13 protein-coding genes are annotated in these 12,945 nt (G+C 47.2%); 10 read left to right on the top strand and 3 right to left on the bottom strand.

The window, feature by feature from the left end; all coding sequences use genetic code 11:
• The first annotated feature begins 69 nt into the window (after nucleotides 1–69).
• The 8 genes from ACE1TF_RS14190 to ACE1TF_RS14155 all read left to right on the top strand — a co-directional run bounded on the left by ACE1TF_RS14190 (nucleotide 70) and on the right by ACE1TF_RS14155 (nucleotide 7,931).
• The gene (locus ACE1TF_RS14190; RefSeq protein ID WP_042403668.1) at nucleotides 70–327 is read left to right on the top strand and encodes a YhdT family protein; all 258 of its coding nucleotides are present in this window, start codon (nucleotides 70–72) and stop codon (nucleotides 325–327) included.
• Nucleotides 324–1,769 (top strand): sodium/pantothenate symporter, encoded by a 1,446-nt coding sequence (gene panF / locus ACE1TF_RS14185; RefSeq protein WP_375017697.1) that lies wholly within the window; start codon nucleotides 324–326, stop codon nucleotides 1,767–1,769. The genes ACE1TF_RS14190 and panF overlap by 4 nt, the downstream gene beginning before the upstream one ends.
• 100 nt (nucleotides 1,770–1,869) lie before the next feature.
• On the top strand, nucleotides 1,870–2,931 hold the full coding sequence (spoIID, locus tag ACE1TF_RS14180; RefSeq protein WP_042402702.1) for a stage II sporulation protein D: 1,062 nt from the start codon (nucleotides 1,870–1,872) through the stop codon (nucleotides 2,929–2,931).
• A gap of 114 nt (nucleotides 2,932–3,045) precedes the next feature.
• Nucleotides 3,046–3,912: a stage II sporulation protein SpoIIQ gene (gene spoIIQ, locus ACE1TF_RS14175; protein WP_375017695.1), complete on the top strand. Its 867-nt coding sequence runs from the start codon at nucleotides 3,046–3,048 to the stop codon at nucleotides 3,910–3,912.
• Between the two features lie 172 nt (nucleotides 3,913–4,084).
• The gene (locus ACE1TF_RS14170) at nucleotides 4,085–4,426 is read left to right on the top strand and encodes a P-II family nitrogen regulator (protein WP_375017693.1); all 342 of its coding nucleotides are present in this window, start codon (nucleotides 4,085–4,087) and stop codon (nucleotides 4,424–4,426) included.
• Between the two features lie 15 nt (nucleotides 4,427–4,441).
• Entirely contained in the window at nucleotides 4,442–5,743 is a 1,302-nt protein-coding gene (locus tag ACE1TF_RS14165) for an ammonium transporter (RefSeq protein ID WP_052363946.1), read from the top strand.
• A gap of 802 nt (nucleotides 5,744–6,545) precedes the next feature.
• The gene (gene spoIIID, locus ACE1TF_RS14160; RefSeq protein ID WP_042402713.1) at nucleotides 6,546–6,815 is read left to right on the top strand and encodes a sporulation transcriptional regulator SpoIIID; all 270 of its coding nucleotides are present in this window, start codon (nucleotides 6,546–6,548) and stop codon (nucleotides 6,813–6,815) included.
• Nucleotides 6,816–6,983: 168 nt separating this feature from the next.
• Nucleotides 6,984–7,931 (top strand): NAD(P)H-dependent flavin oxidoreductase, encoded by a 948-nt coding sequence (locus tag ACE1TF_RS14155; RefSeq protein WP_375017691.1) that lies wholly within the window; start codon nucleotides 6,984–6,986, stop codon nucleotides 7,929–7,931.
• Nucleotides 7,932–7,974: 43 nt separating this feature from the next.
• Here ACE1TF_RS14155 and lepB read toward each other — a convergent pair whose 3' ends face one another.
• On the bottom strand, nucleotides 7,975–8,487 hold the full coding sequence (gene lepB / locus ACE1TF_RS14150) for a signal peptidase I (protein ID WP_375017689.1): 513 nt from the start codon (nucleotides 8,485–8,487) through the stop codon (nucleotides 7,975–7,977).
• A 391-nt stretch (nucleotides 8,488–8,878) separates the two neighbouring features.
• On the bottom strand, nucleotides 8,879–9,079 hold the full coding sequence (locus tag ACE1TF_RS14145; protein WP_042402716.1) for a hypothetical protein: 201 nt from the start codon (nucleotides 9,077–9,079) through the stop codon (nucleotides 8,879–8,881).
• Nucleotides 9,080–9,239: 160 nt separating this feature from the next.
• On the opposite strand from ACE1TF_RS14145, the gene ACE1TF_RS14140 reads away from it, so the two are divergent.
• A complete protein-coding gene (locus ACE1TF_RS14140; RefSeq protein WP_375017686.1) occupies nucleotides 9,240–10,235 on the top strand; it encodes an LLM class flavin-dependent oxidoreductase in 996 nt (331 codons plus the stop codon).
• 224 nt (nucleotides 10,236–10,459) lie between these two features.
• Here the strand turns inward: ACE1TF_RS14140 and ACE1TF_RS14135 are convergent, their stop codons facing one another.
• Nucleotides 10,460–11,407, bottom strand: a complete 948-nt coding sequence (locus ACE1TF_RS14135; RefSeq protein WP_375017684.1) for a threonine ammonia-lyase — start codon at nucleotides 11,405–11,407, stop codon at nucleotides 10,460–10,462.
• 163 nt (nucleotides 11,408–11,570) lie between these two features.
• On the opposite strand from ACE1TF_RS14135, the gene ACE1TF_RS14130 reads away from it, so the two are divergent.
• Nucleotides 11,571–12,917, top strand: coding sequence for a GH1 family beta-glucosidase (locus ACE1TF_RS14130; protein WP_375017755.1), 1,347 nt, complete (start codon nucleotides 11,571–11,573; stop codon nucleotides 12,915–12,917).
• Nucleotides 12,918–12,945: the final 28 nt, after the last annotated feature.

Raw genomic sequence — 12,945 nt, 5'->3', positions numbered from 1 at the left:
TGAAAGAACTGAGGTGAAAGCTTCAGTTCTTTTTTGTATACTTAAAAGAAAAAAGGGGATCAACAACGCATGGATCGACGATTTAAAGTCGCCCATCGGGAAGCGTGGATTGGTGTTGGACTTGCTGTAATCAACTTCGTATGGTGGTATGGGTTTGCTTACGGCTTAGGGTCACGACCGGTCTCGGAGTACCAATGGGTGTTCGGAATGCCTGCGTGGTTTTTTTACAGCTGCGTAGTCGGCTCCATTGTTATGATTGTGCTCGTCATTATCGCTGTTCGCTACTTCTTTACCGAAGTGCCACTTGAGGAGGATGATGATCAATGAATTGGGACGTCATGATTCCACTCATTATTTTCGTCGTCCTCGTATTTGCGATCGGTTTTTGGTCATCAAGAAAAGTGTATGCGAAGTCAAACTTCATGCAAGAATATTTTCTTGGCAGTCGTGAGCTTGGTGGACTGATTCTAGCGATGACGATGATTGCGACATATGGAAGTGCTAGCAGTTTTGTTGGCGGCCCAGGCGCGGCATATACAGAAGGCCTTGGGTGGGTGCTATTATCGATGGCCCAAGTGGCGACCGGATATTTTATACTTATGATATTAGGAAAGAAGTTTGCAATCATGGCGAGGCGTTACAACGCGGTCACGATTGTCGATTATATGAAGGGAAGATACGATAATAGCAAACCTGTCGTCATCTTAAGCGCATTGTCGATTATTATCTTTCTGTTTGCGGCGATGACGGCTCAATGGGTTGGTGGCGCCCGTTTAATTGAAGCCATTACAGGTTTGCCGTATACGAGCGCCTTGTTTTTATTTGCTGTCGCAGTTCTTTGCTACGTGATTATCGGTGGTTTTCGGGCGATAGCAATTACCGATGCTGTTCAAGGGTTCGTTATGTTTTTCGGTACACTCATTTTACTTGTGGGAACAATTATTGCTGGCGGCGGTTTGCCGAACATTATGAATGACCTTGCGCAAGAGAATGAATTGTTACTTACGCCGTTCGGACATGATGGTAGTCTAACAGCGCTATATGTGTCATCATTTTGGATTCTTGTCGGGGTCGGTGTTGTTGGGTTGCCACAAGTTGCGGTGAGGGCGATGTCTTATAAAGATTCTCGTTCAATGCATCGCGCGCTCATCATCGGAACGATCGTCGTCGCCTTCATGATGTTTGGTATGCACTTTGCAGGCGTACTTGCCCGCCCCATTCTTCCAGGGATTGAAGAGCCTGACACGGTTATGCCGACGCTTGCGATGACTGTGCTGCCTGCTTGGCTAGCGGGTATTGTGCTTGCGGCACCGATGGCAGCGATTATGTCAACCGTAGATGCGCTTTTGCTCATGGTCAGCTCTTCGGTCGTAAAAGATATCTATTATAATTATGTAAATCCAGATGCAACAGAAAAACGGATCAAGCAAATGAGCTTAGGGGTTACAACTGTCATTGGAATTCTCGTCGTCTTGTTCGCCCTCAGTCCACCCGACCTTCTCATATGGTTAAATTTGTTTGCTTTCGGCGGGTTAGAGTCTGCGTTCGTTTGGCCGCTCGTGCTCGGTTTGTATTGGTCTCGCGGGAATAAATACGGGGCGCTAGCGTCGATTATCTTAGGGGTGGGAAGTTATGTCGCGATCTCCATCTTTATGCCAGAGCCGTTTGGTATGCACTCGGTCGTTCTGCCTGTCGCCTTGTCTCTTGTCGGTTATGTTGTGGCTAGTTTGTGCACTCCAGCACCAGCCTTGCAACAAGCCCGCTCGTAAAACTTGTTCTAATCAGTCACGTTTCGCCATAGGCTCATAGTGGTTATCATTGCTAACGAAACAGTGATATGGACAAGTGTTTAGATTGGAGGGGCGTTTTTTGAGGCAGATCTTTGTCGTCGTGAGTATCCTTGCAAGTGTGATTCTCGTCCTTCCCGCCTTACTCGTGATGGTTTTTTCAGATTCCGAGGCGAATATGAAAACCGTTGATGTGGAAGAGACAGAGGACATACAAACCGTAGAAGAGGCTGAAGAAACAGATGAAGTAGAAGAAGCCGTCGATGTTTTCGTGCCCGTGTATCGCGACCAAACAGAACAAGTAGAAGAAGTGGAACTTGAAACTTATGTTCGAGGAGTCGTAGCCAGTGAGATGCCTGCTTCTTTTGAAATGGAAGCATTAAAAGCGCAAGCGCTCGTAGCAAGAACGTACGTCGTAAAACAAATGGAATATGAAGAGAGCATCAATTTGCCGGGAGGCGCTTTAGTGACCGATACGACATCCCATCAAGTGTACTCAAGTGATGAAGAGTTACAACAACGGTGGGGCGCGGATTATGAAGAACAGATGACGCGAATCGAAGAAGCCGTCAATGCAACGGCTGGGGAAGTCATCACTCACGATGGCGATCCGATTACCGCATCTTTTTTCTCTACAAGCAATGGATATACAGAAAACGTTGAAGACTATTGGAAAACATCATTGCCTTATTTGCGAAGTGTGGAGAGTCCTTGGGATCAGGAAGTCTCCCCTCGATTTAACAATACAGTTACGCTAACTGTAGGGGATGTAGAAGCCGCCCTCGGCGTTTCGCTCCCTGAGGCTGGCGACTTTGCACCAATCACGGAACGAACAGAGGGTGGACGGGTCGCTAAAGTCTCAATTGGAGAACAAACTTTCCATGGAAGAGAAATCCGTGAAGCACTCGGTTTAGATTCGAGTGATTTTGATTGGCGTCGGGAAGGTAATGAAGTGATTGTGCAAACACGAGGTTGGGGTCATGGGGTCGGTATGAGTCAATACGGTGCGGATGGCATGGCGAAAGACGGCCGTAATTATGAAGAGATCGTAACTCACTATTATCAAGATATTCAAATTGATGATACGACCCAAGCGGCTGAAAGTTACGTATTGAATTTCACAAAAGAAGATGAGACAGATTAGAAACCGCCGAACATGGGCGGTTTTTTAATTTTTAACCGAACTATCAAAAAATTTTCATTTACAAGTATATCTTTCTGTGAAATTGATCAGAATGGTTGCTGAGGTGGTGATCAAATGAAAGATCAAGAGAAAAAAGTTTCTCAATCAAAAGAAAAAGAAAATCAAGGGCAAGTAAAAGAAATTACGAAAAAGCCTTGGTTTTGGCCGGCGGTTTATCTTACGGTCTGTGCGGTACTGCTTAGCTCATTCTTTATGTTCCAAGGTGGCGGCACCGATTTAGCCGAAGAGGATCCAACGGAAGAAAATGAAGGAATCTTCGATTTCAATACAGATTCTGAAGACGAAGAAGCGGTTCCGGTAGGCACGGAAGAGGAGCAAATGCAGCTGCCGGTATTTGATGAGTCCGTGGTCAATGTTGTCGGTCATTTCTACGATCATAATGCGACGGCAGAAGAGCAAGAAGCTGCACTCGTATATTACAACCAGACGTATTACCAAAACAAAGGAATTGACCTTGCTAACGCTGATGGCGAAACGTTTGATGTAACAGCAGCGCTTAGTGGTGAAGTCGTAAGAGCAGAGCAAGATTCGCTTTTAGGACATGTTGTTGAGATTTCCCATGGTGATGACCTTGTAACGGCGTATCACAGTTTGCAAGACTTGCAAGTTGAAGAAGGCGACACGATTACGAAAGGCTCAATCATCGGTACAGCTGGTGAAAATGAGTACAACCGCGATGCGGGCGTACACGTTCACTTTGAAGTTCGAGAAAACGGTGTCGCGTACAACCCGATGGATGTTATGAATCTACGTGTTGCTGAAATGAGCTTTGACGATGCTGATGGTATTGATGAAGCGACTCCCTCAGACGAGGAAGGCGACGATGAAGCAGATGAACGTGAAGATGAAGACACTGAATTAGAAGAAGAAGCATCAGACTCAGATTCAGATGAAGATGATGACACAGAAGAAGAAGAATAAACTGTTCTCACCCTTGATTTGATCTTGCTCCCGACGATCGGGGGCTTTTTTTATGATGTAAGCGCTTTATTTAAAAATTCAAAAAATTACCTTGCATTTTTTTGAGGAACGTCGTATGATAATTTTCATAACTAGTGATGTTAATTATCTTTACATATTAGGAGGGGGATGCATGAAAAAGATTGAAGCGATCATTCGACCTGAACATTTTCAAAAGTTACGCGTTGGGCTCGAAGAAGTTGGGATTAGTGGCTTAACGGTTTCAGAAGTCGCTGGTTGTGGCAAGCAAAAGGGGCAAAAGGGTGTGTTCAGAGGCAATGCGTTTGAGGTGACGCTGTTGCCGAAAGTTAAAGTGGAAATGATCATCGCAGAAGAACAAGTTGAAGAAATCATCGATTTAATTTCGGAATCTTCTTTCACAGGAGAAGTTGGGGATGGCAAGATCTTCGTCTACGAAGTGGTTGAAGCGGTAAGGATTCGTACGAAAGAACGCGGGGAAAAAGCGATTTCATAAAAAGGGGGATTTCAAATGGACGCGATTGCAGTAGATACGATGTGGGTAATGATTGCTACGTTTCTTGTCTTTTTTATGCATGCTGGGTTTGCCATGTTAGAAACAGGATTTTCCAGGTCTAAAAACGCCGTCAACATTCTCATGAAGAATATGCTTACGATGGCAGTTTCTGTCATTGCTTTCTTTTTCATCGGGTATGCCTTCATGTTTGGGGATACTGCAGGTGGCTTTCTTGGTACGAGCGGGTTTGCCCTCTCTGGCGTTGATGACATTGGGTTCTTCGCGTTTCAAGCCATGTTCGCCGCTACGTGTGCAACAATTATTTCAGGGGCAGTAGCTGAGCGGATGAAGCTCGGAAGTTATATTGCGCTCGCGCTCATGATGGTCGTCATCATCTATCCGATGGTCGGTCACTGGATTTGGTCAGATAACGGCTGGTTAGCCAACTTAGGATTCGTTGATTTTGCAGGGTCAACCGTCGTTCACTTTACCGGTGCCGCTGCCGCCGCAGTTGCTGTATTCGTGCTCGGTGGTCGGATCGGTAAATACAATAAAGATGGCAGTGCCAATGCCATCCCAGGCCACAACTTACCACTCGGCGCACTAGGTGTGTTTATCCTTTGGTTCGGCTGGTTCGGATTTAACGGAGGTAGTACGCTTTCCCCAGCAGACCCTCTCCTCACTTCCGTTGTCGTCTGCACCGCGCTCAGTGCATCCGGGGGGATTGTCGCAACGGCGATGTACACGCTCTTCAAGTACAAGCGAGTAGATGGATCACTCACACTGAACGGCGCACTTGCAGGGCTTGTCGGGATTACAGCAGGTGCTGCTGATGTTGCCCCGATTGGCGCGCTTATTATGGGTCTTGTAGCCGGTATAATCCTCGTCGAAGCGGTTGCGCTTTTAGACAATAAGTTGAAGCTCGACGACCCGGTCGGCGCGATCGCTGTTCACGGCATTTGCGGCATTTGGGGAACGGTAGCCGTCGGATTATTCGCACTCGAAGGCGGATTGTTTTACGGCGGCGGAGCGACGCTACTCGGAATCCAAGCGCTCGGAGTGTTCGCCGTCATGGCTTGGGTGCTCGGCTCCACCTTCATCGTCGTGAAAATCATCGGTGCACTCGGTGGCGGCATCCGTGTGAGCGAACAAGAAGAATTAGAAGGATTGGACTTTAGCGAACACGGGTCAAACGCTTACGACTCCGGCTCCACAGCGCTCGGCTTGTCCGGACGTCAAAGTGTCGGCGGCTTAAGCGAAGATCTCGTCACTCGCTTAGACGCACTGTCTGATGACGATAAAAGCGCAAAAGTGTAACTCAAATGTGTAGGAACGCTCTAGGTCCCCGCAGGGATCTAGAGCGTTTTTTTGAGGGTGTTAAGGGGACGCAGATGAAGCGGCAGGAGCGCCAAGCGGAGGACGGTTTTGGTGTCGGCCCCCAGCGGGGCCAACAAGTCGATGGGTCTTTGGCTTGGCTTGATTTGCGCGCGAGTTGGAACAAACTGCGCGCATGTTTGGGGAAATTCGCGCTAAAACCGGTCAAAAGCGCAAACTTGCGCGCAGAAGGCATAAACTCGCGCGCAGAACGAGCGTTCGTCATCCGCGCAGCCCTGCCCGTGCACTTGCGGCAACCGGGCACAGGAAACAATTTTGCCATTCCACGCTAAAAACTGAATTTCTTGTCGGCGCGAGCCGCGCCCAACCGAGGAAGGTTTTGGTTTCGGCCTACCCTCCAGGGGTCCGACGTTTCTCTAGCTATATAAGCGCTAATGTGCACGCAAGTTCCCATGAAATCTACGTTTATTCCGCTAATCTCAACAAACTAGAGCGCAGAATACAGTGATCCGTCCGGAACGCATCCTGAAGAAATGGAATTGTTCTACCCTACTCGTCATGAATGACAGGACCATCACGTATATTTCATGGTCGCCTTCGTATAATTAGAACGAGTAACCCATTTTGTTTTAGGAAATGTTTTTTGATTGCTTGAATAAGCGGTCTGTAAGGCGATTTTTCTTACTTTTTCACAGCAAACCCTTGTCCTCACTGAGTTTTTGGTATATCTGCCGGTCTTGGTTAATAAACTGTAACAAACCATCCAGACTGGGAGGCGAGCGGTGTGCATGACTACATCAAAGAGCGAACCATCAAGATCGGTAAGTACATTGTGGAAACTCGAAAAACCGTCCGGACAATCGCTAAGGAGTTCGGCGTTTCGAAGAGTACTGTCCATAAAGACCTAACGGAGCGGTTGCCGGAAATTAATCCTGAATTGGCGAGTGAAGTGAAGGTTATTCTGGATTACCACAAATCTATTCGACATCTAAGAGGAGGAGAAGCGACGAAGGTAAAATATAAAAAAGATACAGAATCGGTATCCCAGCCATAATCATCTAATAGAAGTTAGAAAGTTCAAACATAACAAGAGATGAGGGTTTGATCGTTAGTGACGATCAACCTTCTTTACGTTTACAGCAGGACGAGCTTGAAGTGAGTGACGATTCATTCATAATGTGATACAGTAAATACACAAATATTCACACAAAAGGTGGTTCTTATGTTAAAAGATCACGTTCAACTCCCAGTCATTGCGGCACCGATGTTTCTCGTTTCAGGTACAGAAATGGTGATTGAAAGTTGTAAGCAAGGAATTATCGGGACGTTCCCGCTGCTCAATGCACGTACGGGTGAAGAACTGGAACGTTGGATGACAGAAGTGAAAGACGCGCTCGATCAAGCGAAACAAGACGATCCTGAGGCAACGATTGCTCCGTGGGGAGTGAACTTGATCGTGCATCGTTCAAACGCGCGGTATGAAGAAGATTTGGAGCGGATTCGGCAATTTCAGCCACCGGTCGTAATTACGTCACTTGGAAATCCAACACCGGTCGTTGAAGTCGTTCACAGTTACGGTGGGATCGTCATGAGTGATGTGATCACGACCAAACATGCAAAAAAAGCAGCGGGTGCAGGTGTAGATGGACTTATTCTCGTCTCAAGCGGCGCAGGAGGCCACGGTGGCTTATTAAACCCGATGGCATTTATCGCTGAAGTAAAGCAGTTTTTTGATGGAACAATTGTACTTGCAGGCTGCATTTCTAGTGGCCGAGAAGTGCTCGCAGCCGAAGTGCTCGGTGCGGATTTAGCCTACATGGGCACGCGCTTCATTGCGACTGAGGAAGCGATGGCACAACCGGAGTACAAGCGAATGCTTGTCGAAGCGAGTACCGATGACATTCTCTATACCGATGCCATTAGCGGGGTGAACGCCAACTTCCTCATTCCGAGCATGCAAGCCGCTGGCTTGGACCCGAAAAACTTACAACCCGCTGGGGAAGTCGATGTGACACACACGAAAAAAGAAGCCAAATCGTGGAAAGACGTGTGGAGCGCAGGCCAAGGTGTGACGTCAGTAAAGACAGTCGCATCAATTAAAGATACTGTAAAAGAAATTAAAGCTGAATATGAGAAAGCAGTGGACGAAATTAGTGCGAAGCGGGCGTGACTCGCATAACAAAACAAAACGAGCCTATATAGGCTCGTTTTGTTTATTCCACAAATCCGAATCGTTGGACGGGCCAGTAACGCAAGCTCGCTTTGCCGACGATCGCATCTTCCTCAATAAAACCGCTCGACCGGCTATCGATGCTGTTATTGCGGTTATCGCCAACGACGAAATACTCATCCTCGGGGATGATCTCGCCTTCCCCAATATCTGCGAACGTAAAGTCCATCGTCAAGTCATCGGTAAACGGCTCATCGATGAGCTCTCCATTAATGTATAAATCATTATCCGTATATTCCACTTCATCTCCAGGCAACCCAATGACCCGCTTAATGTGGTCTTCAGTTTCGGAGTAGTTAAACACAATCACATCAAATCGATCGGGCTCAGAAAATGTGTACGACAATTTATTAATAATGATCCGGTCCCCATGTTCAATGGTTGGGAGCATCGAACTTCCATTCACGAGATAATTCCCAAAAAGAAACGTTCTTACGATTAAAACAATAATCAACACAATTAAAATTGTCTTTACCCAAGACCAGATCTCTTTCATCAATGCCGTTGCCCTCCTCTGTCTATATTCTGATTGTACAACAACATCCAATCATCCACAAAGGATAGATAAAATTAGCATAAAAGGAAATGAAAGAGAGAACGGTCAGGATCTTATATTGTTAAAATATTATGTTGCAATATGCAGATAAATGCCTAATGGGCCGTCGATCACATAAGTGCTGCTCGTTCAATTTGCAAGTGGTGAACTTATGGAAGATGACTATACCTTGTCATCAAAAACAGGTAAAGGTAATTGCTAGATCGATAAGAAAAAAAGCACCCGACAGAGAGGTGCTTTTTTTCTTATCATAGTGCTCGCTTTTCAATCGCAACTATAAATTCACATCTTAGTGCTTAGATTATAACGGTCTTCTATACAGTGGAGGTTTCTATATCATTTGGTTTTTATCGTGGGCGTTTGCGTCTCCGCCAATGCCTTCAGTTCCTTCTACATTGACATTCAAAACGCCCCCGCCCATGTGGGCGTTGACCTCAGGCTCCATCGTGTCAAGGTCGTCTTCAGGTGCCTCACCGTTGCAAGCTGCGAGCACACTTAACAAGATCATACTGGAAATGATGCGTTTATTCATGGTCGTTCACCTCATTTCTTTTGCTAAGTATTCCCGAGTGAATGGAGAACATGCATCGCATGATTATGTCCATCGCTTCATACACTAAGCATATTACTTGTTCGATTTATAGTGCGGGTGTATGGTGTTCTATAGAATCAAACTAGAAAGGGTGGACAAAGTGAGTCAACTTCCCCTCTCCGTGCTTGACCTTGCGCCCGTGTTGCCGGGTCAAACACCAAGCGAAGCATTTGAAAATAGCAAGCATCTTATTCAACATACAGATCAACTCGACTACCACAGGTATTGGGTAGCGGAGCACCATAACATGGAAAGTATTGCGAGTTCAGCAACGAGTGTGCTCATTGGCTACCTTGCGGGGCACAGCGAAAAGATTCGAGTTGGATCTGGAGGCATTATGCTTCCGAACCACGCCCCACTCATTATCGCAGAACAGTTCGGAACACTGGAAAGTATGTATCCAGGCAGAATTGATCTCGGACTAGGTCGTGCACCAGGAACAGACCCGATGACGGTGCAAGCTTTGCGCAGAGATACGAGAAATGCTGTAAACCAATTCCCTGAGAACGTTAACGAGTTGCAGCAACTGCTAGGTGATGCGGATATGCCAGTGAAAGCTCACCCTGGTCACAACACGAATGTACCCATATACTTGCTCGGCTCGAGCACATACGGTGCACAGTTAGCAGCAGCGATGGGACTGCCATACGCATTTGCTAGTCACTTTGCTCCGAAAGAGCTACACAATGCGTTAAAGATTTATCACGATCGCTTCCAGCCTTCTGCATATCTCGATGAACCGTATGCAATGGTCACAGTCAATGCGACTGTTGCCGAAACAAACGAAGAAGCAGAGCGGCTTGCCTCTACAAGCAAGTTGAAGTTCTTAAGCATCATTCGTGGTAATCGAGGCGTGGACACCGCACCTGTCGATAACGTGGACGACTATATGAGCCCGATTGAAAAAGAGCAAGTAGAAAGCATGCTCAAATACTCATTTGTTGGCGACGAAGAGCGAGTGGCTACAGATCTAAAATCATTTTACAATGAGACGCGCTTCAACGAACTGATCGTCACCACCGATATCCACGATCAAGAAAAACGCCGCGACAGCTACACAAGACTCAAAAAGACATGGGACAACATTGAATTTTAAAAACGGAAGGCGAGCGTAGCTGTGTTAGCTATGCTCGCTTTTTTTTAATGTTTAAAGGGTGGGGCGGGGAGCGGCGCGGTGCGATCTAGATCGCCAACCCCCTAGACCCTTCAAAATTCAAGCGACATGTCGGCACCGGAGGTGCCGAAACCAATGAAAAACGATCTAGAGCACACATCTCCTAAAATCCCCCAAACCCGACTCCGCTCTACCCCACCTAACACCTACTCAGCGAATCGACGGATGGCGGCGAGATCTAGGTTGCCGCCGCTGGCAACGAGGACGATGTTGCCGCCATTGTGTGCAATTTTTCCCGAGCGCAATGCGGCGAGGGTAGCGGCGCCGGATGGTTCGATTACTTGTTTCATGCGAGACAGGTAAAAGACGAAGGCTTCGCGGATGTCTTCTTCGCTGACAGTGACGATTTCGTCGACGTGTTGCTGGATGATTGGGAACGTCATAGCGCCGGGTGTAGATGCACGTAACCCGTCTGCGATCGTATTGGCTGCATCAATGGAAACGCGTTCCCCTTGTTCGAGTGAGCGTCGTGTGTCATCGGCGTTGACGGGCTCCACGCCGATGACCTTTACTTCTGGATGGATGCTCTTGATGGCAGTCGCTACACCTGAGATAAGCCCGCCTCCACCAACAGGGACGACAACGACTTCTGGGTTGTTCACTTGGGATAGGATCTCTAGGCCAACGGTGCCTTGTCCGGCAATGATTTGCGTGTCATCGTATGGCGGGATGAAGGTTGCGCCGAGTTGATCAACGAGTTCGTTGGCGTGGGCGATTCGTTCCTCTGATGTCGTACCGCAGTGAACTACCTCTGCCCCGTAGTTACGAATGGCTTCTTCTTTGGCGGCGTTTGCATCCTCGGGAATGACGATTGTCGCATTTAGGCCGAGTTCTCGGGCGATGTAGGCGACGGCCTGTCCGTGATTGCCAGACGAAGCGGCAATGAGATGTTCTGCTCCTTGCTCTTTGGCTTGCATCACGCAATTGGTGGCACCTCGAATTTTGAAGCTGCCGGTTTTCTGCAAATGCTCAGACTTAATATATACGCTTGCGTTTGCTTGTTTGTTCAATGTGTTAGACGTAAGCACGGGTGTAACGTGAACAGTATTGTGCAGTCGGACGCGTGCTTCGTTTAATTCTTTAACGGTAATCATTGGCTAGGCTCCTTTAAATAGGGTATATGTATACTTCTATTCTAATACAAAAACTCCTCTTTGAATAAAAAGAAAGCGCTTTCGAAAAAATGATTGACACCTATCAGAATTGCGTGTAAATTAATACCGAAACCGGTTTAGTTACTCAAAGGGGGAGAGATCACTGCAATTATTTCCACAGTCATTTCATTGGGGAGCAGCAACGTCTTCTTATCAAATTGAAGGGGCGGCGTTTGCAGACGGAAAAGGCAAATGCATATGGGATACGTTTGTTGAGCAAGACGGAGCCATTCAAGATGGCACGGACGGGCGCGTAGCCTGTGACCACTATACGTATTATCGGGACGACGTCAAACTTCTAAAAGAACTCAACTTTAGCCACTACCGTTTTTCAGTAAACTGGGCTCGGATCATGCCAGACGGAAAAGACCGGGTAAACGAAGCCGGATTGGATTTTTACAAGCGACTCATCAATACATTAAATGAACAACACATCACGCCGATGCTCACGCTTTACCATTGGGAGCTTCCTCAACAATTAGAGGATGAAGGCGGCTGGTTAAACCGGGATACGGCTTACTACTTTGCGGAATATGCAGAGCGGGTGTTTCGCGAGTTCTCTGCTGAAGTGCCGTATTGGATTACGCAAAATGAGCCGTGGGTGGCATCGCGTTTAGGATATGGAGAGGGTGTTCACGCTCCCGGTAAGAAAGGGTTGAACCATTTCCTGACCGCCGCTCACCACTTGCTACTTTCCCACGGTCTTGCGACAGAGCGATTGCGCGCGATGAAGCAAACCGAGCAACAAACGGGCATCGCCTTAAACCTTAGTTCTCATTACCCGGCAGATGACCGCCTGTCGAGCCAAGAGGCTGCCACCCGGGCGGATGGCTTCTTAAACCGGTGGTTTTTAGACCCCGTTTATAAAGGAACGTATCCTAAAGATATGCTCACCATCTATGAAAAACAGACGGATCTGTCATTTTTACAACAAGGAGATTTAGAGCAGATTCAGCAGCCAATTGATTTTCTCGGCATTAATTATTATTCAAGCGATTTTGTTGAGTCGTCACCGGTGACGACTGAGAACCCCACAGGATCGAAGCCGGTGCAAACGAGCCTGCCAAAAACGGCTATGGAATGGGATGTGTATCCAGACGGGCTATATGATCTGCTCGTTAGGGTGACGAATGATTATGGAAAACAGCCGTTGTATGTGTCAGAAAACGGTGCGGCGTATCGAGATGAAGTGGTTGGGGGAGAGGTGAATGATGAGCAGCGAGCCGATTATTTAGACCAACACTTGCAATCGTGTTTACGGGCCATCCAGTCGGGCGTTGATTTACGTGGGTATTATGTCTGGTCGTTTCTGGACAATTTTGAATGGGCATACGGGTTATCAAAGCGATTTGGCGTTGTTCATATTGATTTTACAACACTTAAGCGAACGCCTAAGCAAAGTGCCTATTGGTTACAAGCGTTCATTGCTAGTCAGCGGGTACACTCATGAATGTTTACGAAAGCGGTTTCTTTAAAAA

This window comes from Geomicrobium sp. JSM 1781026 (assembly GCF_041949955.1).
Lineage (GTDB): Bacteria > Bacillota > Bacilli > Bacillales > Marinococcaceae > Geomicrobium_A.
This window is presented reverse-complemented; position numbering and strand designations above follow the sequence as displayed.